This is a genomic window from Streptomyces sp. NBC_00154 (assembly GCF_026342835.1).
Classification (GTDB): domain Bacteria; phylum Actinomycetota; class Actinomycetes; order Streptomycetales; family Streptomycetaceae; genus Streptomyces.
Genome location: NZ_JAPEMI010000002.1, coordinates 315,568 through 340,185 on the forward strand (window position 1 = coordinate 315,568; position 24,618 = coordinate 340,185).

The following is a 24,618-nucleotide window of genomic DNA, read 5'->3' on the forward strand; positions in this document are numbered from 1 at the left end:
GCTGTTTCCTTCCACCGCTTCACAGCAGTTGGTCCATGGTGATGGGCAACGAGCGGATGCGGCGGCCTGTCGCGTGGAAGATCCCGTTGGCGATGGCGGGTGCCAGGCCTACCAGGCCGATCTCTCCGATGCCCTTGGTTCCGATGGGGTTGGCGCGGTCCCACGAGCCGACGAACTCGACCTGCATGTCGGGGATGTCGGCGTCCACGGGGACGATGTAGTCGCCGAGGGTGGCATTGGCGATGCGTCCGGTTCCGGCGTCGCTGACCGTCTCCTCGAACAGGGCCATGCCGATCCCGCCGACCGCCCCGCCGATGATCTGGCTGCGTGCGGTCTTCGCGTTGAGGATGCGTCCACCGTCGATGACGGAGACGGCCCGGGCGACGCGGATGCGGCCCAGGTCCGGGTCCACGCGCACCTCAACGTACTTCGCGCCGAACGCGCCGGCCGGCGCCATGCCCAGCTCCTGCGGCGTCGAAGGAGCACTCTCGCCCTCGGCGGTCAGGTCTGGCAGGCGGTGCCGGGTGAGGATGTCCCGGTACGACTCGAACCGGGCCGGGTCGTCGCGCCGCCGGATGCCACCGTCGCCGACCTCGACATCGTCGACCGTGCACCCGCGCAGCGGGGAGTCGATGTCGTCGGCGACAGTGTCCAGGACCTCACCGACGATTTTTCGGCAGGCTTCGTAGATAGCGCTGCCGACCGCGCTGGTGAGTCCAGATCCGCCCGTCTGAGGAGCCAGGGGCATGGTGGACTCGCCGAGCCCGACGGTGACCTCTCCGGGGTCCAGACCCAGCAGCTCGGCTGACAATTGGACGAAGACGGTGTACGCGCCGTTGCCGATCTCCGATCCGGCGCTGCACACGTAGGCGGTGCCGTCGCGCCGGATCGTGGCACGCGCCAGGCAGCGGGCGCGGAACCACGGGTAGCCGACGGCCGCCAGACCGTAGCCGACGAGCATCCCGTCCTCGCGCATCGAGCGCGGCTCGTGCGTGCGCCGGGACCATCCGAAGAGCTCGGCGCCGCGTTCCAGGCACTCCTTGTGCGCGCGGCTGGACCAGGGCAGCCCCGACGGGGGGTGCAGGGTGGCGTCGTTGCACAGGCGCAGGTCCAGCGGGTCCATGCCGAGCTTGTACGCCAACTCGTCCATCGCGCATTCCAGTGCGTAGTTGCCCGTCGCCGCTCCCGGACCCCGCATCGAGTTCGGGACCGGGATGTTCAGGCGGACCTGCATGTCGTGCGTGGAGACGTTCGGGCAGGCGTAAGAGGTGGCGGACACGGTCGCGGTGGGCTCGAAGTTGTCGTCGTCGATGGCGGTGGCGGTGAGTGCCTCGTGGTCGATGGCCACGAGGTGGCCTTCGCGTGTCGCGCCGAGCCGTACCCGCTGCCGGCCCTTGGGTCGGTGGCCGCAAGCAGTGAACATCTGCGGCCGCGTGAGGACGAGTTTGACCGGGCGTCCGGTCACCCGGGCGGCCAGTGCCGCCAGGACGACGTGCGGCCACACCCGCAGTCCGGCTCCGAATCCGCCCCCGACATAGGGCGCCATGACGTGGACGGACTCCTCGGGGATGCCGAAGATTGCTGCCAGGGATGTGCTTTCCAGGGAGGCCCACTGTGTCGAGTTGTTGACCAGGAGGGTGTCTCCCTCCCAGCGGGCGACCGTGGTGAGGGGTCCCATCGGGTTGTTGGTGTTGTCGACCGTGAGGTACGTCTCGTCCAGCACCACCTCGGCGGAGGCCAGCGCCTCGGCCACGTTGCCCCACTCGGCGTCCCGCCCCCAGGGGTTCGTCCGCAGTTCGGCCCGGGGCTCGTCCAGTTCGAGCAGGGCCGGTTGCGCCGAGTAGCCGACGCGGACCAGGTTCGCCGCCTCCGTGGCCTCTTCGAAGGTGTCCGCCACCACCACCGCGACGTGCTGGCCGTAGTGCAGGATCACGTCGTCCTGCAGGGGGGCGGGCGGGGAGACGCCCAAGGGCGTCATGGGCCCCCGTTCGAGATGTCCGGCGTTGAGGTGTGTGAGGACGCGCACCACTCCGGCGGCACGTTCGGCCCGCGTCGTGTCGATCTCGGTGATCCGCCCGGAGCCCACCGTGCTGCGCACGAGTACCGCGTGGGCCATGCCGCGATAGGCGAAGTCGCTGGGATACGGCGCTTTGCCGGTCACCTTCAGCGGCCCGTCGACACGGTTGACACCGGGCCCGAGCAGCCGGGGGCGCGAAATCGTCGTCATGACCTGACTCCCGTGACGGTCTGCAGCGTGCGCACGAGCGTGCGCTGGGCCAGTTCCACCTTGAAGGCGTTCTGCGGACGCGGCTCGGCCCCGGCCACCGCGGCCCGGGCGGCGCTCGCGAACACCTCGTCGCCGGCCCGGCTGCCGGTCAGCACCGCTTCCGCCTCCAGGGCGCGCCACGGCACCGTCGCCACGCCGCCCAAACCCACCCGGGCCCACCGGATGACGTCGTCGTCTCCCAGCACCACGGCCACCGCGGCGGAGGCCAAGGCGAACTCGTAGCTCGTCCGGTCGCGCACCTTCAGGTAGTCCGACCGGGCGCCTTCCGGCAGCAGTGGTATCTCCACGGCGGTGATGAGCTCTCCTGGGCTCAGATCGTTCTCCACGTCGGGGGTGTCACCGGGGGTCCGGTAGAAGCCGGTCAGCGGAACCTCGCGGCGGCCCTGCGCGCCGGTGATGTGCACGACCGCCCCCATGGCGATCAACGCGACCGCGACATCGGAGGCGTGCGTGGCGATGCAGTGCGGGCTGGTGCCCAGCACCGCGTGGGTGCGGTGCGAGCCGGTGATGGCGGCACATCCCGTGCCGCGCTCGCGCTTGTTGCACGCCCCTACCGTCGGATCGCGGAAGTACCGGCAGCGCGTGCGCTGCAGCAGGTTGCCGCCGATCGTGGCCATATTGCGCAGCTGGACCGAGGCGCTGCGCAGCAACGCCTCCCGTACGAACGGCAGCCGGCGGACGATCACGGGGTCGGTTGCGAGCTCCTCCATCGTGACCAGGGCTCCGACGACCAGTGCGCCCTGCCGCTCCTCGATGCCGTGCAGCGGCAACCGGGTGATGTCGATGAGGCGGCTGGGCTGCAGTACGCCATCCTTCATCAGGTCCAGTTGCGTGGTCCCTCCGGCGAGGTAGTCGGCGCTGTCGTCCGCCTCCGCCTCGGCCAGCGCCGCGGACACCTCGCGGGCCCGTACGTACTCAAAGGGTCGCATCGTGATCACCGGCGGCTTCCCGGATGGCGGCGACGATGTTCTGGTAGGCGCCGCAGCGGCAGATGTTTCCGCTCATGTACTCGCGGATCTCCTCAGGCGTACCGGCCCTGCCCTCGGACAGCAGGCCGAGCGCGGACATGATCTGCCCCGGTGTGCAGTAACCGCACTGGAAACCGTCGTGTTTCAAGAACGCCTCCTGCACCGGGTGCAGGTTCTCCTCGGTGCCGACGCCCTCTATCGTCGTCACCTCCCGCCCGTCGCACTGCGCGGCGAGCATCAGGCACGACAGAACCCGTTTGCCCTCGACATGGACGGTGCAGGCACCGCACGTGCCCTGGTCGCAGCCCTTCTTCGTCCCGGTCAGGCCCAGCCGGTCGCGCAGCGCGTCGAGCAGGGTGACGCGTGCGTCCACGCGCAGGGAATACTCCGTGTTATTGACCCGCAGGGTGAACTCCGCCTGGGGAACCCGTACCTCACCGGGCTTCGCCCGCATTGTCATGGCACCTCGGTCTCCGGCGCCCCCGACCGCCTTTTCCGCGGGTCACAGCACGTCACCGACTTCCGCCCGGACGCACCTCCCCGATCCCCTCCGGGCCTACCACGGCATGGGGTGACCTGCCAGTTTGGTTTCACCCTACGAGTCCCGACGGCACACCGCATCCGCACCCGGAAGGGAGGCGAGCGGGGCGGAAACGCTGCGCGATCAGGACCGGGCGAGGTCCGGTGCCGGACGCCGGTCGCGGTGGGTCGAGGTGTCGGACCGTGCAGGGGAAGGCCCCTTGGTGTCTCCTCCAAGCTTTGTCGCAGATGCGAGCGTGCTGCGGACCACCTCGCACGAATTTCGGCTCGCCCTGTAAGAAACGGGCCGCCGCGCGCATTGCTTGGTGAGAGAGCCAATACGAGGGGACGGCGCGTGACACATGCGCAACATTTCCGGGACGTCTACGAGGAGTGCTATCCGCGCGTCCTCGCCTACGCAACGAGCCTGGTGGGACGGCAGATAGGAGAGGACGTCACCAGCGAGACCTTCACTGTTGCCTGGCGGCGGGTGCGGGACCTTCCGGAGCCCGCGCTGCCATGGCTCCTGGGGGTGGCCCGCAATCTGGTGCGCGAACTGCGGCGCCGGGACAGCCATCAGTACGCCCTCGCCGCCGAGGAGGCCCAGCGCATCAGCAGCGGTGCCCGGGCCGACGTCGGTGACGTCGCGGCGGTCGTGACCGAGCGGCAGGCCGCACTGCAGGCACTGGCGAGCCTCCCCGAAGCCGACCGGGAACTGCTGACCCTGATCGCCTGGCACGGACTGAGCGCCAAACATGCCGCACGGGTCCTGGGCTGCACCACGGCGACGCTGACCGTCCGGTTGTACCGGGCGCGCCGTCGTCTGGAGAAGGCCCTGGAGACGTCCTCCGTTTTGGACAGGGCGCCCCTACCGGTCGCGACGTCCCGACCGGAGCCGACCGTGCAGAAGGCGGCGGTGTCCATACCGATCGTGCAGCCCCCGCACCACACTGATCGCAAAGGAGCACTGACGTGAAGAACAGCCACGAACGGTCCGGGCGGCCCGACGTCATGCAGGTGCTCGCGGGTGCCCGGCCCGACGAACTGGATCCGTCCCGCCTCGCCGACTCTCCACGCCAGCGCGAGGACCTGGCCCGCATCCTGGACGGAGCGCCGGCAAGTCGGGCGACACGCTCTCAGGTACCGGGGCGCCTGCGCGGCGGGATCCGGCCGCTCGGGGCCGCCACGGCTCTCGCGGCCGTCGCGGCGTCTGTGGTGGTCGTGAGCACGTTCGACCACCAGGAGCCGTCCGGACGTCCGGACGCACATCCGCAGTCCTCCACTGCCACGGCAAAGTCGGGTTCGCGGGCGCCGGACTTCCACGTCGACGGCCGCCTCGAACTGCTCAGCGCGGCGAAGAAGGCGGAGACGTCGGCCACCGGGGGAACGTACTGGCAGACCACCACACGCTCGGAGAACGTCGAAGTCTCCGGTGAGGAGGGAGGGCTCTTCGCCGTTCGCACCACGTCGACCGAACAGTGGTCCGTGGGTGTGCGAGCGGGAGCCCAAAGCCTCATGGTCTCCGGTCTGGACTCCGTGACCGAGCCGCGTACCAAGGCGGACGAGGCACGCTGGCGGGCCGCGGGCTCACCCCACACCGTGAAGATCAAGGTCAAGACCATGACCGGAACGAACACGCTGGGTCTCACGATGGGCACCAGGCCGCCGATGGTCATGCGGACGAACGTGGACGACAAGATCTACGCCCTCGGATCACGCAACGTCACCTATCAGGATCTTGGCGAACTGCCTTCCAAGAGCGGAGAGTTGCGTACATACCTGGAGCGTCTGTACGCGGCGGACAGCGGTGCCGAGACCGGCGCCGGGCGCACGGCCTGGGTGCTGCGCCAGGCGGCCAACCTCATCACGATGCCGGTGAAGCCCGCTGTCCGGGCGGCCGCGTATCGGGTGATGGCGGATCTGCCCGGCGTCAAGGTGCTGGGACAGGTGTCCGATCCGTTGGGTCGTGAAGGCGTCGGTGTGGTGTTCCCCGGCACGGCGCCGACATCACTGGGGATCACGGAGCAGCGGCTGGTCGTGGACCCGTCCACCGGCGCGATGCTCAGCGAACAGCAGGTGCTGGTCGAACCGTCGGCCCGGGCCCGGGAAGCAGGCCTCGACGCGGGCACGACGCTGAACTACCAGGCGACGTCCCGGATGAGCTGGGGGGAGCACCAGATCACGGTGCCGAAGAACGCTCACCACTGAGCCGGGAGCCGCACAGAACAGCTGTCCGGCGAAGGATCGAGGGTGATGGTGCGGGCGAACTGCCGGACCACGGCTGAGCCGTCTCGCAGCGGCTCGGGCATACGGGGCCGGTCCGCCACCGGAGGTTGCCCTTTGAACGTGGACACCCCCTCAGGCAGACCCCGCGGTTCACCGCACGTTGTCCTTGCTGCCTAATGGGAGCTACGGAGTCGGGGAATGCTCGGTTCCGTAGCCGCCAGCAGGTGAGCACTATCGCCGCCGGAACCAGCCGAGTTCTGGAGTCAGACCGTGCCCCTGCTGGTCGGCCGGGAGGCCAGACCGCTGATGGGGTGGCGTGCCCGCCCCACGGGGGCGTGAGCACTGGATCCATTAGGCCGCGTGCCGCGCCTTCCGCAGGCTGCACCGCTGTGTCAAGTACGAGACGGGGAGGGTCTGTTGCTGCTGATCGGTGATGACTGGGCCGAGGACCACCACGATGTCGAGGTCCAGGACGAGACCGGCCACAAACTGGCCGCCGCGAACCTGCCCGAAGGGGTGGCAGGCATCGCGAAGCTGCACGAACTGATCGCCCGCCACGGCGGCGCGGACCTGGACCCAGCCGAGGTCGTGGTCGGCATCGAGACCGACCGCGGCTCGTGGGTGCAGGCCCTGATCGCCTCCGGCTACCAGGTGTTCGCGATCAACCCCCGCCAGGTCAACCGCTTCAAGGAACGCTATGCCTCCTCCGGCGCCAAGAGCGACAAGGGCGACGCGCACGCGCTGGCGGACATGGTCCGCATCGACCGGGACCAGCTTCGACCGGTGGCCGGGGACAGCGAGCAGGCCCAGGCCGTCAAGGTCGTCGCCCGTGCTCACCAGAGCCTGATCTGGGAACGCACCCGCACCTTCCAGCGGCTGCGTTGCATTCTGCGCGAGTACTTCCCAGCCGCTTTGGCCGCATACGCGGACCTGACACTGACCAGCACGGACGCGCTGGAACTGCTGATCAAGGCACCTGCCCCGGCAGCCGGGGCAAAGCTGACCCGCACCCAGATCACCGCCGTCCTGACGCGACACCGCCGCCGCAACCGGGACGCGAAAGCGGCCACCATCCAGGCCGCGCTGCGTGAGCCGCAACTTGGTCTGCCCGAACCGGTCACCGCCGCCTACGCGGCCACCGCCACCGCCCACGCCCGCTTGATCATCGCGCTGAACGAGCAGATCGCCGCGATGGAAGAGCAGGTGAAGACCCATTTTCTGGCGCACCCGGACGCTGAGATCTACCTCTCGATGCCTGGCATCGGGGAGATCACCGGCGCCCGGGTGCTTGCCGAGTTCGGAGACGATCCCACCCGATACGCCAACGCGAAAGCCCGCAAGAACTATGCCGGCACCAGCCCCATCACCCGAGCTTCCGGCAAGAGCCACAGCGTCCAGGCCCGCTACGTCCGCAACAACCGCCTCGCCGACGCCCTGCAATCCCAGGCGTTCGCTGCCCTGCGATCACCGGGCGCCCGCCGCTACTACGACAAGCAACGCGCCCGCGAGGTCGGCTACAACCCCGCCCTCCGCCAGCTCGGCAACCGGCTCGTCGGCATCCTCCACGGCTGCCTCAAAACCCGTACCCACTACGACGAAGCCACCGCCTGGTCACACCATGCCTACACCTCTGCCGCTTGACCTCAAACGACATGGGGTGTCTGACTCCCTCTCCCTCGCCCTGGTGAGGCCCGCGCCGTACACGGGGGCGCACCTGTCTCCCCGGCCGGCTGATCGCCACGCTGATCCGCATGCGACACGACCTGCCGCGCAAGGTTCTGGGCATGCTCGTGCGGTTGTCGAGGAGGTTTACGGAATTCTCCTGGTATTCCCGGAGCGTCGGCGACGGGTTGGCAGGTCTTCAGTCGGCGGCGTGGCGGGTTGCCTTCTGTGGGATGCAGAAGAGCGCGAGGGCGGCGGCCGCCAGGTACGCGGCCGCGCCGATGGCCATGCTGGTGCGCAGCCCGGTGGTGAAGTCGGCTGCGCCGGCCAGTAGCGAGCCTCCCAGCGCGACGCCTGCGGCGCTGCCGACCTGGCGGGTGGTGTTGAACAGTGCGGAGGCGGTGCCGGAGTACGTGTCGGGGGCGGCTGACATCGCGGTGGCGGTTGATCCGGTGAGGGCGAAGGACGTGCCGAAGCCCGCCGCCATCATCGGCGCCACGATCAGTAGGTAGTCCGGGTTCGGTCCGGCGGCGGCCCAGCCGGCCAGGCCCGCCGCTCCAAGGAGCATGCCCGTGACCACAAGCGGGCGGTGTCCGGTGGTGCCTGACAGTCGTCCGGACAGGACGGAGGCAAACATGGTCATGGCCACCGCCGGGAAGAGGGCGATCCCGGTGCGCAGCGCGGTCAGGCCGCGCTGGTGCTGGAAGTAGAGACTGGCGGTGAAGATCATGCCGTAGAAGGCGAAGTTGAACAGCAGGCCGATGGCCGCGCCCCCGCTCATCGCGCGGGAGCGCAGCAACCACAGGGGTACCACGGGTGTGCGGGCCAGACGCTCGCGCAGGACGAACGCGGCGGCTGCCAGCAGGCACAGGCCGGCCCCGGTGAGAATCAGTGGGTCTGCCCAGCCACGTCGTCCGGCCTCGTTCAGGACGGCGGTGAGCAGGGCCACCGTCGCGATGATCGCGCACTGGGCCGGCCAGTCCACGGGGCGGTCCGGGCGCCGGGCCGAAGCGGGCACGCGGCGCAGAGTCAGCAACAGGCAGGCGCATCCGACGGGCAGGTTGATGAAGAACACCCAGCGCCAGCCCAAGGTGGTGACCAGGAGGCCGCCCAGGAGAGGGCCGGCGCAGGCGGCGATGCCCGCCACGGAGCCCCAAATGCCGAAGGCCCGGGAGCGCTCGGCGGGTGAGGGGTACGCCTGTTGGAGGAGGGCGAGGGAGCCGGGGACGATCAGTGCCGCGCCGAATCCTTCCAACAGCCGGGCGGCGACCAGGGCCCCGGCACTCTGTGCCAGTCCGCAGCCGGCCGAGGCGACGGTGAACACCACCACCCCGGTGCAGAAGATCCGACGGTTTCCCAGCCGGTCGCCCAGTGCGCCGCCGGTGAGCAACAGGCCGGCGAAGACCAAGGTGTAACCGTCCGTGATCCACTGGATCCCGGTGAGCGAGGCCGACAGTTCCCGTCCCACGACCGGAACGGCGACGTTGATGACCGTCACGTCCAGGATGACCATGAAGTAGCCCGCGCAGACCGCGAGAAGCGGAGCCAGGGACCGGCTCGAAGCAACAGGGCCATCCGGTACATCGGCTTCGGGACTGCCGGCGCGCACCATGGCGACAGGGTATTCCCGGGACGAACGCCTCCCGCGGCTTGAGCAGTCCGGTGGCGCGCCGAGACCTCGCGCTGCGCTGCGTCTCAACGGCGCGCTTCAGGACCCCGGTTACTGAGCCGCGATGTCACCCGTGTGGAGGTAGCCCTCCGCGCGTCCGCAGGGCGGGGGCCGACGGCGGTGCGGTGATCGCGAAGAGCCGGCGGCGATCGTGCTGGTGGCCACGACGGACGGTATGTGGCAGGAACTGCTGCCGGTCTGCGGCCTGTCCGGGCCTACCGCGCACCGGCGGTTCACCCGGTGGAGCCGGGCTTCGGACCGAGCACGTCCAGGTCGGCCGGTGGGGGCCGACCTGGACGTCATGATCAGACGAGGTCGAACCGGTCGAGGTTCATCACCTTGTCCCACGCCGCGACGAAGTCCTTCACGAACTTCTCCTTCGCGTCATCGCTCGCGTAGACCTCCGCGACCGCGCGCAGCTCGGAGTTCGACCCGAAGACGAGGTCGGCGCGGCTGCCGGTCCACTTGACCTGGCCCGTGGCGGCGTCGCGGCCCTCGAACATATTCGCGTCCTCGGACGTCGCCTTCCACGTGGTGCCCAGGTCGAGCAGGTTGACGAAGAAGTCGTTGGTCAAGGACCCGGGGGTCGTGGTGAAGACGCCGAGCGGCGACTGCTGGTGGTTCGCGCCCAGGACGCGGAGGCCACCGACCAGGACCGTCAACTCGGGGGCGCTCAGAGTCAGCAGGTTCGCCTTGTCGAGCAGCAGGTACTCGGCCGGCAGCCGGTTGCTCTTGCCGAGGTAGTTCCGGAATCCGTCGGCGGTCGGCTCGAGCGCGGCGAACGACTCCAGGTCGGTCTGCTCCTGCGACGCGTCGACACGCCCCGGCGTGAAGGGGACCTGGATCTCGAAGCCGGCGTCCTTGGCGGCCTGCTCGACACCTGCACCACCGGCGAGCACGATCAGGTCCGCCAGCGAGACCTGCTTGCCGCCGCTCTGGGCCGAGTTGAAAGACTTCTGAATCCCCTCGAGGGTGCGCAGCACCGTCGCCAGCTGGTCGGGGTCGTTGACCTCCCATGCGCTCTGCGGCTGGAGACGGATGCGTGCGCCGTTGGCGCCGCCGCGCTTGTCGCTGCCGCGGAAGGAGGAGGCAGACGCCCATGCGGTGGACACGAGCTGGGACACCGACAGGTCCGAGGCGAGGATCCGCCCCTTGAGGGCGGCGATGTCCTCGGCGCCGATGAGCTGGTGCGTCACCTCGGGGAGCGGGTCCTGCCACAACAGCACCTCGGCGGGGACCTCCGGGCCGAGGTAGCGCACGATCGGACCCATGTCGCGGTGGGTCAGCTTGAACCACGCCCGGGCGAAGGCGTCCGCGAACTCGTCGGGGTTCTCGAGGAAGCGTCGCGAGATCTGTTCGTAGGCCGGGTCGAAGCGGAGCGAGAGGTCGGTCGTCAGCATCGTCGGGGCGTGGCTCTTCGACGGGTCGTGGGCGTCGGGGACGGTGCCCGCCCCGGCGCCGTTCTTCGGCCTCCACTGGTGGGCGCCGGCGGGGCTCTTGAACAGCTCCCATTCGTGACCGAACAGGATCTCGAAGAAGCTGTTGTCCCAGGTGATCGGGGTGTTCGTCCAGATGCCCTCGAGGCCGCTGGTGATCGTGTCGCCGCCCTTGCCGGTGCCGAAGGAGTTCCTCCAGCCGAGGCCCTGCTCCTCGAGCGGGGCGGCCTCGGGGTCGGCGCCGACGCTGTCCGCCGGGCCGGCGCCGTGGGTCTTGCCGAAGGTGTGGCCGCCCGCGATCAGGGCGACCGTCTCCTCGTCGTTCATCGCCATCCGGCGGAACGTCTCACGGATGTCGCGGGCCGCGGCGAGCGGGTCCGGAGTTCCGTTCGGACCCTCCGGGTTGACGTAGATGAGGCCCATCTGGACCGCACCGAGAGGGTTCTCCAGCTCACGGTCCCCGGTGTAGCGCTCGTCGCCGAGCCAGGTGCTCTCGGGACCCCAGTACACGTCCTCGTCAGGCTCCCAGACGTCCGCACGACCGCCGCCGAAGCCGAAGGTCTTGAAGCCCATCGACTCGAGGGCGACGTTGCCTGCGAGGATCATGAGGTCGGCCCACGAGAGGTCCTGGCCGTACTTCTTCTTGACCGGCCAGAGCAGGCGGCGGGCCTTGTCGAGGTTCCCGTTGTCCGGCCAGCTGTTGAGAGGGGCGAACCGCTGCTGGCCGGCCCCGGCGCCGCCGCGGCCGTCGCTGATCCGGTAGGTGCCCGCGCTGTGCCACGCCATCCGGATCATGAACGGGCCGTAGTGGCCGAAGTCGGCGGGCCACCAGTCCTGCGAGGTCGTCAGCACCTCTGCGATGTCCCGCTTCACTGCCGGAAGGTCGAGAGTCTTGAACGCCTCGGCGTAGTCGAACTCCTCGCCGAGGGGGTTGGCCACGCCGGGGTTCTTGGCAAGAATCTTCAGGTTGAGCCGCTCCGGCCACCACTGGCGGTTTCCACCGCCTTGAGTCGGGTGCGGGGCGCGCCCGTGTGCGACCGGGCAGCCACCTCCGCCCTCCGCCTTCGCGTCTACGACGATTGCATCATGGTTCTCAGACATGGGAATCCTTCCGGACCAGGCGGATCACGGTGCTCAGGAACTGTGGACGGCGGAACAGTTGGGCATGGGCCCCAGCAGTCGGCTTCGGCCTTGTCGATCGAGAAGGCTTGGCCATCGGGCGCGACAGGAGCAGGGTGCCTCGCCGACCGCGCAGTCGACGTCGGCGCGATGCGTCCCTCGAACCGGGCCGGGCTTCCGGCCGGTTCGATACGGCGTACGTGTCGCGCCGAGGTGAGCGCACGGGGGGTCTCACAGACGTGAAGGGAGATACGGCCCAGGCGATCGCGCACCGTGGCGGTGATCGTCTCGACGCCGAGGTGGTCACCGCCCTGGACGGCCTCAAGCAGCGCGACGCGGGCGGCTGTGACCCACAGGCTGGCACTGCGCAGCTCCTCGAGGGTGGTCCGGCACGGCTCTTTCTCCTGCGGTACTGGAGTCTTCCTGTCCCTTGGCTATCAACGAAACCGATCCTACAATGGACAGAATCCAAGTCAAGAAGCGCGCCAAACCCATATCCAGCAGGAACCCGGACGTGCGTCGGCACCTTCGGGTATCCAACCGAACCTGAATAGGTGAACCGATATGAGTGACCTGCTGGAGCGACTGCGAGGGCGTGACTGGCGGATGACCTCCCAGCGGCGTGTCGTTGCGGAGGTCCTCGATGGGGAGCATGTGCATCTCACGGCCGACGAGGTGCACGCCCGTGCGGTACAGCGACTGCCCGAGATCTCCCGGGCGACCGTCTACAACGCCCTGGGCGAGCTGGTCGCTCTCGGTGAGGTCGTGGAGTTCTCCACCGACGGCCGCGCAAAGCGTTACGACCCCAATGCACAACACCCGCACCAGCACCTGGTGTGCTCCAGCTGCGGCATCATCCGCGATGTCCACCCGACCGGCAATCCGCTGACCGACCTCCCGGCGGAGGAGCGGTTCGGCTTCACGGTGTCCAAGGTCGAGGTCACCTACCGCGGGTTGTGCCCGTCGTGCGCCCAGGCCGTGTCTGATCATTGATCTTGTGGTGGGTCGCGGTGAGTTGACGGACGTGGCAGGGAGTCGGACTACGCCGTTGCTGCCGGTGGGCAACAAGCCGGGACGGCCTCCCGTCCCGTCGAGCGAGGACTGACCATGCACTCCGCGTAAGGTCGGCATGGTGATTGAGACCATCGTCTTCGACATCGGCGAAACCCTCACCAGGGACGACCGGTACTGGCGGTCCTGGGCGGAATGGCTCGACGTCCCACGGCACACCGTCAGCGCACTCGTCGGGGCTGTCGTCACCCAAGGCCGCGACAATACGGACGCGTTGAGGATCCTCCGCCCCGACATCGACGTCGGCGCCGAGTACCGTGCGCGCGAAGCCGCCGGCCGGGGCGAGCACCTCGACGAGACGGACCTCTACCCGGATGTTCGGCCGGTCCTCACGGGACTTCGCAAGCTCGGCGTCCGCGTCCTCGTCGCCGGGAACCAGACCGAGAAGGCCGGCATCCTGCTGCGTGCCCTGGACCTGCCCGCAGACCTCGTCGTCACCTCGGCGGAGTGGGGGGTCGCGAAGCCTGATCCGGCATTCTTCCAGCGGGTTCTGCAGGAGTCCGGTGCTGCTGCTCACGAGACGGTGTACGTCGGTGACCACCCTGCGAACGACGTGTTCCCGGCCAAGGCGGCCGGACTGCGGGTTGCCCACATTCGCCGCGGACCGTGGGGAAATTGGTGGGGCGACGACCCGGACGTCATTGCGACCGCGGACTGGTCCATCAACTCACTCACCGACCTGACCGCCATCGTCCACGGGTGACGCAACCGGATGGCCCCACCTGAGAGCATGCGTCCAGGCGGGGCCGTCTGCGTATCCGAGGCGTAGCCGCACAGCAGGAGCGGTACGTACACGCATCCCCACTGCCGCATCGTCGCCCGCTCCGGTATGACCCGCCGACAGCTCGCCGAGGCGGCAGCCTGCCTCGTGCGCCCGGCGCGGCTGAACCTCCGGACGCGGTGGAGCCGCTCCGTGGTTCCGTCGCCGGTCGAGGGCCTTGGACACCGGGGTTTTCACCGGCCATCCGGATTCCGTCCGCCTGACGGTCGGCTGCCGGTGGCCCGGGCAGGGCTACCGTGCGCGCATGCTGGCACCGGACGCGATCGCCGACCCGCGCCGCTGCCGGTGGCTCGGGTTCGCGGGCTCGGTCGCGGTCGCGGTCGGCGGGCTGACTGCAGGGGCGTTGCCGGTGCGGGACGCGGTGGGGCCGTACGGCGGGCGACTGGGGCTGGCCGGTGCGTACTTCGGGCTGGTGCTGCTGGTCGCCGCGTGGTGGTGGCTGGGGCGGGCGGTGCGCGGGCCCGAACCACCGGGGGAGCGGTTCCTGTTGGTGACGCTGGGGATCTGGGCGGTGCCGCTGGTGCTGGGTCCGCCGCTGTTCAGCCGGGACGTGTACAGCTATCTGGTGCAGGGCACGATGGCCGCCGCGCACATGGACGTGTACGCGCACGGTGCCGACCGGCTCGGCGGGCCGCTGGCCGCCGAGGTGCCGCCGATCTGGCAGCACACGCCGACGCCGTACGGCCCGGTCTTCCTGGTCGTGGCCAGGGCGGCGGTACCGCTCGGGATCGTCGGCATGCGGCTGGTGGCGCTGTTCGGCGTCGCCCTGATGATCGCCTTCCTGCTCGTGCTCGCCGAGCGCTGCGGCACCGACCGGTCGGCCGCGCTCTGGCTGGGCGCGCTCAACCCGTTGCTCCTGCTGCACCTCGTCGCGGGCGCGCACAACGACGCGGTGATGCTGGGGCTGCTCGGTGCGGGGCTGGCGGCGGCGTCCGGACGGTGGCCGGTGTGGGCCGCGGTGCTGGTCACGCTGGCCGCGCTGGTGAAGGTGCCTGCCGTGCTGGGGCTGTTCGCGGTCGCGTCGATCTGGTCGAACAGGCTGCACGGGCGTGCCCGGCTGGTCAGGACCGGACTTGCCACCCTCGCCGTCGCGGTGGCGACCACGATGGTCGCCACCGCCGCCTCCGGCACCGGCTACGGCTGGATCGGCGCCCTCGGCACCCCCGTCTCCGCCCACAACTGGTCCCTCACCGGTACTCTGGGCCGCCTCACCGGCGCCGTGCCCGCCTGGCGCTTCCTCGGCGTCGCCGCGATCGCCGTTGTCCTGCTCCTGGTCTGGCGCCGTCGCCACGGCCTCGGCCCGGTGTACGCCCTCGGGATCGGCCTGGCCGCTGTCGCCCTGCTCGGCCCCGCGATCCGCCCCTGGTACGTGCTCTGGGCGCTGTTTCCCATCGCGGCCGCCGCACCGCGCGGGCGGGTGCGCCGCTGGGCAGCCGTCGGCAGCTGTGTGCTCGCCCTCGCCGTTCTCCCGGACGGTTTCGCCCCCGACGTACGGCAGTTGATGCTTGCGGTGGGCGGCGGCGGACTGGCGGCGCTGGCCCTGCTGACCTGGCGGGCAGCGGCCCGGCCGCAGGCCGCCGACGCCCCGGGAACGCTGCCGTGACCCGGCCGCGGCAGCTGCTCCGCACCGTGGTCCCGGTCACCGGCGCCGTGCTTTTCATGGTGACGGTGCCGTACTACCGGGGCTGGTTCGACCTCTACGTCTACTACGGGACCGTCGACGACTGGATCCGGCACGGCGGCCGCATCTACGACTACCTGCTGCCCGGGACCGGATACGGCTTCACCTATCCGCCCTTCGCCGCCGTCTGCATGCTGCCGATGCTCCTGGTCGGGCGCACCGGGGCGGTGGTGGGCTGCGTGCTGCTCAGTGTGGCTGCGTCGGTGCTGCTGTTGCGTGGTCCACTGCGCGAACTGCCCTTGGGTCGAGGCGGGTCGGTGGTGACCGGGTGCCTTTTCGTGATGTTGGAGCCGGTGCGGGACACCTTCAGCCTGGGCCAGGTGAATCTGCTGCTGATGGCGCTGGTGTACGCGGACGGCGGGCGCGGCCGTTTCGCGGGCGTCGGCATCGGGCTGGCGGCGGCGTTCAAGCTCACGCCGGGCATTTTCATCGGGTACCTGCTGCTCACCGGCCGCCGCCGGGCTGCTGCCGTCGCCACAGGTATGGCGGTGGCAGCGACCGTGATCGGTGTGCTGGCGGCGCCGCGCGCGTCATGGGTGTTCTGGACCCGGGCGCTGTGGGACACGCACCGGGTCGGTGCCTTGGACTACGTGTCCAACCAGTCGCTCCAGGGCGCGCTGGCCCGGATGGGCGCGGCCCGCCCGGTGTGGGTGTCGGCCGTGCTCGTGGTGCTCGTCCTCTGGGCGTACCGGGTGCGCCGGGCGACGGCGGTCGGTGACGACGAGGCCGGCATGGCGCTCACCGGCCTTGCGGCATGCCTGGTCAGCCCCGTGACCTGGGTGCACCACCTGGTGTGGGCGGTGCCCGCCATCGCCTTGCTCGCCAGAACCGGCCGTCGCGCCGTTGCCGCAGCCCTGTACGTGGTGCTGTGCAGCAGTGTCGTATGGCTGTGGCGTGATGACCCGTCCGGCGTGGACGGCTTCCTCGGCGGGAGCACGTACGTATGGATCTGCCTGGGGCTGCTGGCGTTGTGGCCGCAAGCGTCCTCCCGGCTTCCGTCGCGTAGCTGTGCTCGGCGCACGGACGAACCGGGTCCGGAGGCAGCGCCCTGAGCCGGCCGGGCGCCGGCTCGCCCTCCGGCCGAACGTACTCTTCGGGGGCTCATCGATCCGCCGGCGGTGACCGTACGGCCGTTCCGCCCGGTGTGAGACACAACCGTCGCACGACCGGTTTTCAGACCACCTTCGAGCGCACCAGGGCGCCGAGTACCAGCGCCCCGGGGATCAGCGGCAGCCATACCGTGATGATGCGGTAGCCCAGGACCACGGAACCGGCGGCGGTGACCGAAGCCCCGGCGGCGACGAGAGCGACGACCAGCGCCGCGTCGACGGAGCCGATGCCACCGGGCGTCGGGACGGCGGCGGCCGCGATGCTGGCGGCGAGATACGCGATCGCGACATGGACCACGGGTACCGGAACGCCGACGGCCAACGCGACCGCGACCAGTCCGGCGGCCTGCAGGACGGGGAAGGCCAATGAGCCGCCCCACAGGGCCAGCGCCCGGGCCGGCCTGGAATGCAGTGCACGCGCGTCGGTCAGAGCGGTGCCCAGAAAGGTACCGATGACCCTGCGGAGCGGGCGTATGGCGACAAGCGCGAGCACTGCCGTGCAGACCAGCCCGACCGCCGCCCACACGAGCGGGAGGGCGACCGCTCTCGGGACGAGGCCGTCCAGCCGGAGCGCGTCGGGATAGGCGGTCAGAAGCGTCAGCAGGAGCACAACCCGGCCCGCTGCCTCCGCCAGCAGATACAACGCGAGTGCGGCAGAGGACCGGGTCAGCGGGATCCCGCAGCCCCTGAGGAAGCGCAGATTGACCGCGCCCGCACCCAATCCGGCCGGCAGGAGGTGGTTGGCGGCACCTGAGGCGAACTGGGTGGCGAACAGCCGTCCGGCGGGGAGCGGTTCGAGCACCGCGCCCTGGCGCGCGAAGGACACCGCGACCCAGCCCAGCCCGGTGACTGCCAGCGCGGCCAGCAGCCAGTAGCGGTTGGCGGTGAGGAGTCCACGACCGCCGGAGGCGATGACCGGCCAGTTCAGCACCACCCAGACGCCGATGACAGTGATCGGGACCAGGCAGGCGATCCGGCCCAGGAACGGCATGCGGGGTAGGGCCATCGGTCTCGGTCGTCCCTGCTCGTCGTGCACCCGTCGAGAGCGGGCTCGCCGACAGCGTCCCCGGCGTGCGCGACGTCCCGGCGTCGTGCGGCCGACGCCCGGTGGGCGAGGTGGTGGCCGGAAGGGGAGCCGGCACCGCGCAGACAGCATCGGCTCCGGTCGTCCCCGGCCTGCCCAGTGCCCGCCGGGCGGCGGGTGGGGCCGCGGACCATGCTGCTGGCCGGATGGTGGACGCCTTCGGGCGGCCATGCGCGCGGTGCCGGTGACTTTGCGCGTCGTCGCGATGGTCGGTGATCTCCGGAGCGTGTATCGAAAGTGGATCAGTGGCTGGGCCGCATGGAGGGAAAGGGCCAGTCCGCGCGTCAGCTCCCGGCAGCCGGCCTTCCATCAGGCAGCATGCGGCCATGGCACAGAAGATGAGCGACGCCGAGTGGCGCGCATTCGTCATGTCCGGCACCCGGACCGGCAAGCTCTCCACCGTCCGCGCGGACGGCAGCCCGCACATCGCCCCCGTCTGGTTCCTGCTCGACGGCGATGAGCTGGTGTTCAACACCGGTCAGGACACGGTCAAGGGTCGCAACCTCGCCCGGGACGGCCGGGTTGCGCTGTGCGTGGACGATGAGCGGCCGCCGTTCGGGTACGCGGTACTGCAAGGTCGCGCGGAGCTCAGCGACGCCCTCCCGCAGCTCCGGGAGTGGGCCACCCGGATCGCGGCCCGTTATGTAGGCGCCGACCGCGCCGAGGAGTACGGCGCCCGCAACGGCGTCCCCGGCCAGTTGCTCGTCCGGGTACGGATCGACAAGGTGCTCGCAGTGTCGGGCATCAGCGAGTGAAGGGCCGCTCTCCGGGAGGGCGTCAATGAAAGCGGCGTGTCGTGGTCAGTGGACCCGCGGTCCGGCGTCCGTGGCGTGCACCGGTACGGCCGGGCCGCCCGGGGGCCTGCCCTTGAAGACGACCTCGCAGGAGTACTTGGTCTTCACGTTCAGAGGCACCAGTACGGCCTTGGGGATGTCATTGCAGCGCGCGTGGTCGATGCTGTCGCGGTAGTTGCCGTACAGCAGGCGTGCGACGCCGTCGCTGGTGAGGATGCCCTTGTCCGGGACCGCGTCGAATTCCACGACGTTGTCCGACCAGCCGGTCTTCTTGCCGATGGTCACATCCCACACCACCTTCAGCCCCTCGTAGGTGGTTGTGCAGCTCGCCCGCGTACCGCTCTTCGATTCCAGGCCCTTGGGGCACTCGGCGGTGGTCCTGCCTGTGGCCTGGGCCATTTTGAGGGTTTTGAGGCGCAGTTCGTACGCCAGATTCTCGTCGAACGGGGCGTCGTCGGCCGGGGAGGGCTGCGGCTCCGTCTCCGGCTCCGTGTTCGGCTTGGTCAGCTTCTGCGGCAGCACGGTAGGGGCCGGCGCCGACTTTGCATCCTTGTCCGAGCCGGAACTTCCATCCGTGCATCCCGTGGCCAGCAAGCCCGCCACACCGACAGCCACAATGATCTTCATCCGCATGGCCGTCACCCTATCGATCACACAGACGTGACGCCGACGCTGTGCTGGTGGTCGGCGAGACCGCCCCTGCCTGTCCGGGCACCGTGCCGGCCAGGCGCCTCTTGACCGGCTCACTCCCTGTGTATTGGCCGGCCTTTCATCGCTACGTCACCTGGCGGCGTTCGGCCCGGTTGCCGCGCGATTCAACCTGGTTGTGATGGGCATGCCAATCACAGTCGCGTGCCCCCGCCACGCGTCGACCAGGAGGACGCAGTGAAATACAGAGCACGGACCCGCAAGGTCTCGCTCGTCGTCGGCAGCGCCATCGCGCTGGTCATCGCTGTACCCGGCAGCGCTCTCGCTGCCCCGCCCACCGCCCTGCCCGCGAACGCGGACGGACTGGAGCAGACGTTCCAACCCGCGTACGACTACGACACGGACGGCTGCTACCCCACTCCCGCCATCGGCCCCGACGGGTCCATAGCCCCCGGCCTCAACACCACCGGGGCCGTCAACGGTCAGTGCCGTGACTCCTGGGACCTCGACAACACCAACGGATACGCCCGCTACAAGTGCAACAACGGCTGGTGCGCCATCATGTACGGGCTCTATTTCGAGAAGGACCAGGCCGTGGCCGGCAGCGGGCTCGGCGGGCACAGGCACGACTGGGAGCACGTCGTGGTGTGGGTGCAGAACAACGAGGTCCGCTACGTATCCACCTCCGCACACGGCAACTTCAACGTCTACGGGCGTGACCAGATCCAGTGGGACGGGACGCATCCCAAGATCGTCTACCACAAGGACGGCGTGAGCACGCACTGCTTCCGCCCCGCGAGTTCAGGTGACGAGCCGCCGGAGAATCACTACCACGCGTGGCAGTTCCCCCGCCTGGTCGGCTGGAACGGCTACCCCGCGGGCCTGCGGGACAAGCTGAGCCAGGCCGACTTCGGTAGCGCCGTCTTCGGCCTCAAGGACGGCAATTTCAACTACCACCTCGAAAAGGCCAAGCCGGCCAACATCTCGTTCGACCCCAACGCCTGACGGGTGGGCGGGGATGGGGGCGGGTGCGGCACGGGCAGCCGCAGAACCCGCCTCCTGACCTGCCGGCCGGACGGATGCCCTGCACCGGGGCCGGCCGCGGAAGTGGCCGGCCCCGAAGCGGACGCTACGCGTGTGTCACCGTTCGCGCGCTGTTGTATCCCTCGGTCAGCAGCGCGGGCCGCCCCGACCGCAGAGCCTCCGCGGGCCAGGAGAGGGTCACCGTGCGCGACTCCCCGGGCAGCAGCCACACGTAGTTGTCGCTGTAGAGCGTCGGCAGCACGCGCCCGCCGTCATCGGCGTCCAGCAATGCCAGCCGCACCATCGACGCGACCGCGGAGCCCCGGTTGCGTATGGTCGCGGGCATCGTGCGGCGCGTCCCCGACCGGGAGACGTGGCCGAGGTCGGCGGTGACCTTGACTGTCCTGGCCTTGTTGAGCGCCTTCATGTCGGCCGTCTCGCGGTAGCGCCAGTACGTGTTCTCCGAAAGGGTTCTGCCACGGCTGTCCTCCAGGGTCAGCCGCAGTAGGTGCAGGCCGGGCAGATCCTTCCCGAAGTCGGCCGTGAACGCCGGTGTCGTGCCCGACGCGGCGACATCCACCTTCGTACGGTGGGTGGACCCGAGCCGGCGCCCGTTCAGGTCGAAGAGCCGGGCCGTGACGGTCACGGCCTTCAGGCCGCGCGCGGTGTGGTTGACCGCGACGACCTCCCACTTCTGCGGGTCCGCCTGCACATGGACGGCCTCGCAGGCCTTGCGCGCCCCGTAGTAGGTGCCGTTGACATCGAAGTCGTAGTCGTAGGTCTGCCATACGGTGCTGTGCCAGGCCGGGTGGGACATCCAGAGCATCAGGCCGCTGGCGTCCTTCCACAGATTGGCGTTCCAGGCCTCGAACATCGCCCGGGTGTTCTCGTAGTTGACGAACTGTGCCTTTCGGGCGAAGTCGTCCAGGCTGTCGGCCGTGTCGAGCCGGGCCTCGATTGCGGCACGGTAGTTCTGCGGAGCCTGGTTCCCCCTGGTGCTCCAGTCGTGGTAGTACCACGCGTCACCGATCGGCCACTCGGGCTCGTCGCCGACGAGGCTGCGCATGCTCGCCGCAGTGGACACCACGGGCATGCCGATCTCGGTGTGGAAGCCGAAGTGGCCGCCGCCGTAGGTGGACCGGGAGAAGTAGCGTTCCGGCTCCACCCAGCCGTAGGGGCCGCCGCCGGAGATGATGCCGCCGGCCGAGTTGTTCTGGTAGAAGACACCGGGTGCCTCCGACCGGACTGCCTCGCGCATACCGGTGTCGATCGCCGCGGGCGGGTTGCCCTCGTTGGCACCGCACCAGACGACGACGCTGGGATGGATGCGGTAGCGCCGTACGGTGTCCCGTGCCAGGCTGTTGAAGGCGTCGTGGTCCGGTGGGTCCATGGCCCACGCGTTCGGGAAGTCGTTCCACACGAGCATGCCGTACGCGTCACAACTCGCGAAGAACTCCTCCCTGTTGCTGCTGCCGAGCCAGTTGCGGATCATGGTGAAGTTCATGTCCCGGTGCATCCGCACCGCCGTGTCCATCCGCTCGGCCGGCATCCGGCGCAGCAGTTCGTCCCAGCCCCAGTTGCCGCCCCGGCAGAAGACCCGCACACCATTGACGCTGATCTTCAGCGGTTCCGGGGTGTTGTCGACGGACTTCACGTCCGTCCAGTTGTCCCCGTCGTCGGAGATCTGGACGACATACGTCTTGGGGTAGGCCGACTCCCACACGACGACGACGCGGTCGAAGGAGACGGACTCGCCGAGGTCCACCTGGATCCACTGGTTGTCCTCGTACGCCGAGGACCAGCGAGTGCCGGGCTTGCCGTCGGTCGCGTTCTGCGCCGTGTTCGAGCCGTCTTCCGTCGAGGCGGCGGCGGTCCTGTGCAGGGCGAGGTCGGTACCGGGCGTCCCGCTGTCGATCACCGACAGGCTCCACAGCGACGTTCCCCAACTCGTCGCCCGCTCACCGCAATCGAGCCGCACATACCGTGCCGTACGGTGGCCGATTTCCACACTCTGCAGGCTTGCGTTGGCGTTCTGGAACGGCAGCGGCACCGCCGAGTTGTCGACGGACTCCGCATCTGTCCAGATGTCGCCGTCGGCGGAGACCTGCACCACGTACGTCTTGGCGTACGCCTGTTCCCAGACGAGCTCCACCCGGTCGAAGGAGACCGACTCGCCGAGGTCCACCTGGATCCACTGGTCGTCCTCGAACGACGACGACCATCGCGTCTTCGCGTCCCCGTCGGTGACGTTGGCGGCTTCGTGGCCCGGCTCGTCCACGGTCGAGGCCGTGGCGGTCCTGTGCAGGGCCAGGTCGGTGCCGGGCGCCGCGCTGTCGATCACCGAGAGGCCCCACAGCGACGAACCCCAGTCCGTGGTGCGTGTCAGGCACCTGATCCGCACGTACCGAGCCTTTCTGGGGCCCAGCTCCACCGACTGCGTGTACGCGTTGGTCCCACCGTCGAAGGGCAGCGGCACCGCGTACTCGTAACCGAACTGGCGGATGCCGAATCGTGTGGTGCGCCGGTCACTCTCCTCGCCGTCGACCGATGCGACGAGCGTGAGGTCGTGCAGGGCGGGCTCGCCGTAGCCGTTGGGCCACCACAGCTCGGGATTGCGTACCCGCAGCTGCGCGTGGTCGGTGGGCGCGAAGACCACGTCGGTGCTCTCACCACCCGGCACGGTGACGGTCCGCGAGACCCGCACGTCGTCGAAGGACGCGGTGACCGTCACGCGCCGCTCGGCGGAATCGGCGTTGCGCACCGGCACCACGATCGTCACTTCGGCAGTGCCGGTGTCGGGCAGGTGGGGGAGCGTGGTGTCGACACGCGGGTCGCCGATGACCGCGTGGCCCGTCGAGCGCAGCCGCACGTGGTTCCAGATGCCGGAGACGCGGTCGCGTACGGCCGGCATCCAGTCCCAGCCGGAGGCGGCCAGGTACGTGGGCGAGTTGCGGTTCATCATGGTGGCGCCGGCGTCGACGAATGCCAGGCCCGCCTCGCTCTTGTCCCCGGGGCTGCCGGGGAAGGGCATCGGGGTGATCCGTACGGCCAGCGCCTGCTCGCCGCCGGACGCCAGCAGGCGCGTCACGTCGTGGGCGGAGCGGGCGAAGGGGTACGTCAGCCCTCCCACCTGCTGCCCGTTGAGCCAGATGTCTGCCTTGTGGTTGACGCCGTCGAACTCCAGCCAGACATGGCGCCCCGAGCCGGTGCGCAGGCCGCGCGGCAGGCGGAAGCCGCGTCGGTACCACCACGCGTGGCGCGACAGGGCCTCCGGGATGTGGAGGTTGTTCATCCCCGAGACCGGGTCGGGCAGGTGGCCCTGGTCCACCAGGGAGCCGAGAACCGTACCCGGCACCGTCGCGGGCAGCCAGCGGCTGGTGTCCACCGAAGGCAGGGACAGTTCGGCGCCCTCGGCGCCGGCCCAGTCGTCCATCGTCAGGGTCCAGCCCGACTCCAGCGGGACCGTACCGTCGTCGGCGACCTTCAGCGCCGGTGCCTCGTGGTTGTGCGTGCCCCAGTCGGTCCACCCCGTGGCGGCGGACCTGTGGCCCTTGGCCGTGCCGTACACCTCGAAGCCGTTGAGACCCAGCGGGTTGGAGTTCGACCGCTTCGTCACGGTCATCCGCACCCAGCGTGCTGTGGAGGGACTGTCCAGCTCGATCTCCATCACCCCGCCGGCGCCGGAGGTGGTGCGGTACACCGTGGTCCACGCATGGCGGTCCCGGGACGTCTCGATGGTGAACTCCACCGCGCAACTGGACAGGATCTCCTGGCCGGTCGTGCTGTCACGCGGATTGCCGCTGGTCGACGGCGTGAAGGCGGGGTCGTCCTTGGTGGCTTCGAACGTCAGCCGCAGCGAGTCGACCTCGCACTCGGACTGGAGGTCGATGGAGATCCACTGCGGGTCGCCGCCGGCGGCGCGCCACCCGCTGCCTTTCACGCCGGTGGAGTTGAGCCTGTCCACCACGAACTCGGCCGGTGTGGGGGCGTAGTCGACCGACGAAACCTCGACCGGGCGGTACGCGGCGAGTTCGCCCCGGGAGCGGGTTGCGCTGCCGGTGGAGGTTGCGGACCCGGCCGCATGGCTCGTCCCGGGGAGCGCGACCCCGAGCCCGAGGCTTGCGAGCAGTGTGGAGCCGGTCGCGACAACTGCTCTGCGGGTAGGGCGAGATGACTGGTCAGGCATGAGTGACGTGATCCGTTTCAGGTGAATCCCTCAAGAGCAGGCGGCCTGTACGAGCCCGCCTGACAACGTTGCCATAGGCTGTAATCCGGTGAAGGTTCTGTCAAGAGTCGGCGCGATGTCCGGTTCGTGGATCCCGGGAGACCTGCCGGTTCGGCTCGGCGGCGCGGGCGATGTGGGGCATGGGATTCGCCAGGACCTCGGCGATCGCTGCGGCCGTCCCCGGCGGCCGACGAAGAGGTGCGGCCGGTCGTCGAACGGCAACCGGGCGGTCGCCCAGGGCGACCGAGGTGAGCCCGAGCCGGGGCCGCGGGTTCTTCATTCGTTCGTGCTGGTCAGCCGCATCTGCGAGACGGCT

Annotated in this window: 17 protein-coding genes and 2 pseudogenes; 10 read left to right on the top strand and 9 right to left on the bottom strand. The window is 69.7% G+C overall.

Going from position 1 to position 24,618, the window contains the following annotated elements; all coding sequences use genetic code 11:
• Nucleotides 1-19: 19 nt before the first annotated feature.
• From OHA03_RS37865 to OHA03_RS37875, 3 genes are read right to left on the bottom strand one after another with little or no spacing between them, the layout of a single operon-like run.
• Entirely contained in the window at nucleotides 20-2,227 is a 2,208-nt protein-coding gene (locus OHA03_RS37865; RefSeq protein ID WP_267008544.1) for a xanthine dehydrogenase family protein molybdopterin-binding subunit, read from the bottom strand.
• A complete protein-coding gene (locus OHA03_RS37870; protein ID WP_267008545.1) occupies nucleotides 2,224-3,216 on the bottom strand; it encodes a xanthine dehydrogenase family protein subunit M in 993 nt (330 codons plus the stop codon). Before OHA03_RS37870 ends, OHA03_RS37865 begins: the two co-directional genes overlap by 4 nt.
• The gene (locus tag OHA03_RS37875) at nucleotides 3,203-3,715 is read right to left on the bottom strand and encodes a (2Fe-2S)-binding protein (RefSeq protein ID WP_267008546.1); all 513 of its coding nucleotides are present in this window, start codon (nucleotides 3,713-3,715) and stop codon (nucleotides 3,203-3,205) included. Before OHA03_RS37875 ends, OHA03_RS37870 begins: the two co-directional genes overlap by 14 nt.
• Before the next feature lie 414 nt (nucleotides 3,716-4,129).
• On the opposite strand from OHA03_RS37875, the gene OHA03_RS37880 reads away from it, so the two are divergent.
• From OHA03_RS37880 to OHA03_RS37890, 3 genes are all read left to right on the top strand, one after another.
• Nucleotides 4,130-4,750, top strand: a complete 621-nt coding sequence (locus OHA03_RS37880) for an RNA polymerase sigma factor (RefSeq protein WP_267008547.1) — start codon at nucleotides 4,130-4,132, stop codon at nucleotides 4,748-4,750.
• Nucleotides 4,747-5,982 carry a CU044_5270 family protein gene (locus OHA03_RS37885; protein ID WP_267008548.1) on the top strand — a complete coding sequence of 412 codons (1,236 nt, stop codon included), beginning with the start codon at nucleotides 4,747-4,749 and terminating at the stop codon, nucleotides 5,980-5,982. The genes OHA03_RS37880 and OHA03_RS37885 overlap by 4 nt, the downstream gene beginning before the upstream one ends.
• Before the next feature lie 435 nt (nucleotides 5,983-6,417).
• Nucleotides 6,418-7,641, top strand: coding sequence for an IS110 family transposase (locus tag OHA03_RS37890; protein WP_267000497.1), 1,224 nt, complete (start codon nucleotides 6,418-6,420; stop codon nucleotides 7,639-7,641).
• Between the two features lie 220 nt (nucleotides 7,642-7,861).
• Here the strand turns inward: OHA03_RS37890 and OHA03_RS37895 are convergent, their stop codons facing one another.
• A complete protein-coding gene (locus OHA03_RS37895; RefSeq protein ID WP_267008549.1) occupies nucleotides 7,862-9,274 on the bottom strand; it encodes an MFS transporter in 1,413 nt (470 codons plus the stop codon).
• A gap of 151 nt (nucleotides 9,275-9,425) precedes the next feature.
• On the opposite strand from OHA03_RS37895, the pseudogene OHA03_RS37900 reads away from it, so the two are divergent.
• Nucleotides 9,426-9,584, top strand: a pseudogene (locus tag OHA03_RS37900) (IS5/IS1182 family transposase); the annotation flags it as partial.
• A gap of 52 nt (nucleotides 9,585-9,636) precedes the next feature.
• On the opposite strand, the gene katG reads toward OHA03_RS37900, so the two are convergent.
• Nucleotides 9,637-11,868, bottom strand: coding sequence for a catalase/peroxidase HPI (gene katG, locus OHA03_RS37905; RefSeq protein WP_267008550.1), 2,232 nt, complete (start codon nucleotides 11,866-11,868; stop codon nucleotides 9,637-9,639).
• Nucleotides 11,838-12,257: pseudogene (locus OHA03_RS37910) on the bottom strand (transcriptional repressor). Before OHA03_RS37910 ends, katG begins: the two are co-directional and overlap by 31 nt.
• 193 nt (nucleotides 12,258-12,450) lie before the next feature.
• Between OHA03_RS37910 and OHA03_RS37915 the strand changes: the two are divergent.
• From OHA03_RS37915 to OHA03_RS37930, 4 genes are all read left to right on the top strand, one after another.
• The gene (locus tag OHA03_RS37915; protein ID WP_267008551.1) at nucleotides 12,451-12,879 is read left to right on the top strand and encodes a Fur family transcriptional regulator; all 429 of its coding nucleotides are present in this window, start codon (nucleotides 12,451-12,453) and stop codon (nucleotides 12,877-12,879) included.
• Between the two features lie 139 nt (nucleotides 12,880-13,018).
• On the top strand, nucleotides 13,019-13,660 hold the full coding sequence (locus OHA03_RS37920; RefSeq protein WP_267009612.1) for an HAD family hydrolase: 642 nt from the start codon (nucleotides 13,019-13,021) through the stop codon (nucleotides 13,658-13,660).
• A 322-nt stretch (nucleotides 13,661-13,982) separates the two neighbouring features.
• The gene (gene mptB, locus OHA03_RS37925) at nucleotides 13,983-15,341 is read left to right on the top strand and encodes a polyprenol phosphomannose-dependent alpha 1,6 mannosyltransferase MptB (RefSeq protein ID WP_267008552.1); all 1,359 of its coding nucleotides are present in this window, start codon (nucleotides 13,983-13,985) and stop codon (nucleotides 15,339-15,341) included.
• A 56-nt stretch (nucleotides 15,342-15,397) separates the two neighbouring features.
• Nucleotides 15,398-16,471 carry a glycosyltransferase 87 family protein gene (locus OHA03_RS37930; RefSeq protein ID WP_267009613.1) on the top strand — a complete coding sequence of 358 codons (1,074 nt, stop codon included), beginning with the start codon at nucleotides 15,398-15,400 and terminating at the stop codon, nucleotides 16,469-16,471.
• Nucleotides 16,472-16,592: 121 nt separating this feature from the next.
• On the opposite strand, the gene OHA03_RS37935 is transcribed toward OHA03_RS37930, so the two are convergent.
• Nucleotides 16,593-17,534 carry a lysylphosphatidylglycerol synthase domain-containing protein gene (locus OHA03_RS37935; protein WP_267008553.1) on the bottom strand — a complete coding sequence of 314 codons (942 nt, stop codon included), beginning with the start codon at nucleotides 17,532-17,534 and terminating at the stop codon, nucleotides 16,593-16,595.
• A 404-nt stretch (nucleotides 17,535-17,938) separates the two neighbouring features.
• Between OHA03_RS37935 and OHA03_RS37940 the strand changes: the two genes are divergently transcribed.
• Nucleotides 17,939-18,367: a PPOX class F420-dependent oxidoreductase gene (locus OHA03_RS37940; RefSeq protein ID WP_267008554.1), complete on the top strand. Its 429-nt coding sequence runs from the start codon at nucleotides 17,939-17,941 to the stop codon at nucleotides 18,365-18,367.
• Nucleotides 18,368-18,412: 45 nt separating this feature from the next.
• Here OHA03_RS37940 and OHA03_RS37945 read toward each other — a convergent pair whose 3' ends face one another.
• The gene (locus OHA03_RS37945; RefSeq protein ID WP_267008555.1) at nucleotides 18,413-19,039 is read right to left on the bottom strand and encodes a hypothetical protein; all 627 of its coding nucleotides are present in this window, start codon (nucleotides 19,037-19,039) and stop codon (nucleotides 18,413-18,415) included.
• Between the two features lie 252 nt (nucleotides 19,040-19,291).
• Between OHA03_RS37945 and OHA03_RS37950 the strand changes: the two genes are divergently transcribed.
• Complete coding sequence (locus tag OHA03_RS37950; RefSeq protein WP_267008556.1) at nucleotides 19,292-20,059, top strand: NPP1 family protein; 768 nt, start codon at nucleotides 19,292-19,294, stop codon at nucleotides 20,057-20,059.
• Between the two features lie 124 nt (nucleotides 20,060-20,183).
• On the opposite strand, the gene OHA03_RS37955 is transcribed toward OHA03_RS37950, so the two are convergent.
• Nucleotides 20,184-24,263 carry a discoidin domain-containing protein gene (locus OHA03_RS37955; RefSeq protein WP_267008557.1) on the bottom strand — a complete coding sequence of 1,360 codons (4,080 nt, stop codon included), beginning with the start codon at nucleotides 24,261-24,263 and terminating at the stop codon, nucleotides 20,184-20,186.
• Nucleotides 24,264-24,618 lie beyond the last annotated feature (355 nt).

What these genes read in the sequence shown, in the direction of transcription:
- OHA03_RS37875 (WP_267008546.1), bottom strand. Translation starts at nt 3,715, where the DNA reads ATGACAATGCGGGCGAAGCCCGGTGAGGTACGGGTTCCCCAGGCGGAG.
- OHA03_RS37945 (WP_267008555.1), bottom strand. Translation starts at nt 19,039, where the DNA reads ATGCGGATGAAGATCATTGTGGCTGTCGGTGTGGCGGGCTTGCTGGCC.
- mptB (WP_267008552.1), top strand. Translation starts at nt 13,983, where the DNA reads ATGCTGGCACCGGACGCGATCGCCGACCCGCGCCGCTGCCGGTGGCTC.
- OHA03_RS37935 (WP_267008553.1), bottom strand. Translation starts at nt 17,534, where the DNA reads ATGGCCCTACCCCGCATGCCGTTCCTGGGCCGGATCGCCTGCCTGGTC.
- OHA03_RS37865 (WP_267008544.1), bottom strand. Translation starts at nt 2,227, where the DNA reads ATGACGACGATTTCGCGCCCCCGGCTGCTCGGGCCCGGTGTCAACCGT.
- OHA03_RS37955 (WP_267008557.1), bottom strand. Translation starts at nt 24,263, where the DNA reads ATGCCTGACCAGTCATCTCGCCCTACCCGCAGAGCAGTTGTCGCGACC.
- katG (WP_267008550.1), bottom strand. Translation starts at nt 11,868, where the DNA reads ATGTCTGAGAACCATGATGCAATCGTCGTAGACGCGAAGGCGGAGGGC.
- OHA03_RS37930 (WP_267009613.1), top strand. Translation starts at nt 15,398, where the DNA reads ATGGTGACGGTGCCGTACTACCGGGGCTGGTTCGACCTCTACGTCTAC.
- OHA03_RS37915 (WP_267008551.1), top strand. Translation starts at nt 12,451, where the DNA reads ATGAGTGACCTGCTGGAGCGACTGCGAGGGCGTGACTGGCGGATGACC.
- OHA03_RS37870 (WP_267008545.1), bottom strand. Translation starts at nt 3,216, where the DNA reads ATGCGACCCTTTGAGTACGTACGGGCCCGCGAGGTGTCCGCGGCGCTG.
- OHA03_RS37895 (WP_267008549.1), bottom strand. Translation starts at nt 9,274, where the DNA reads ATGGTGCGCGCCGGCAGTCCCGAAGCCGATGTACCGGATGGCCCTGTT.
- OHA03_RS37940 (WP_267008554.1), top strand. Translation starts at nt 17,939, where the DNA reads ATGGCACAGAAGATGAGCGACGCCGAGTGGCGCGCATTCGTCATGTCC.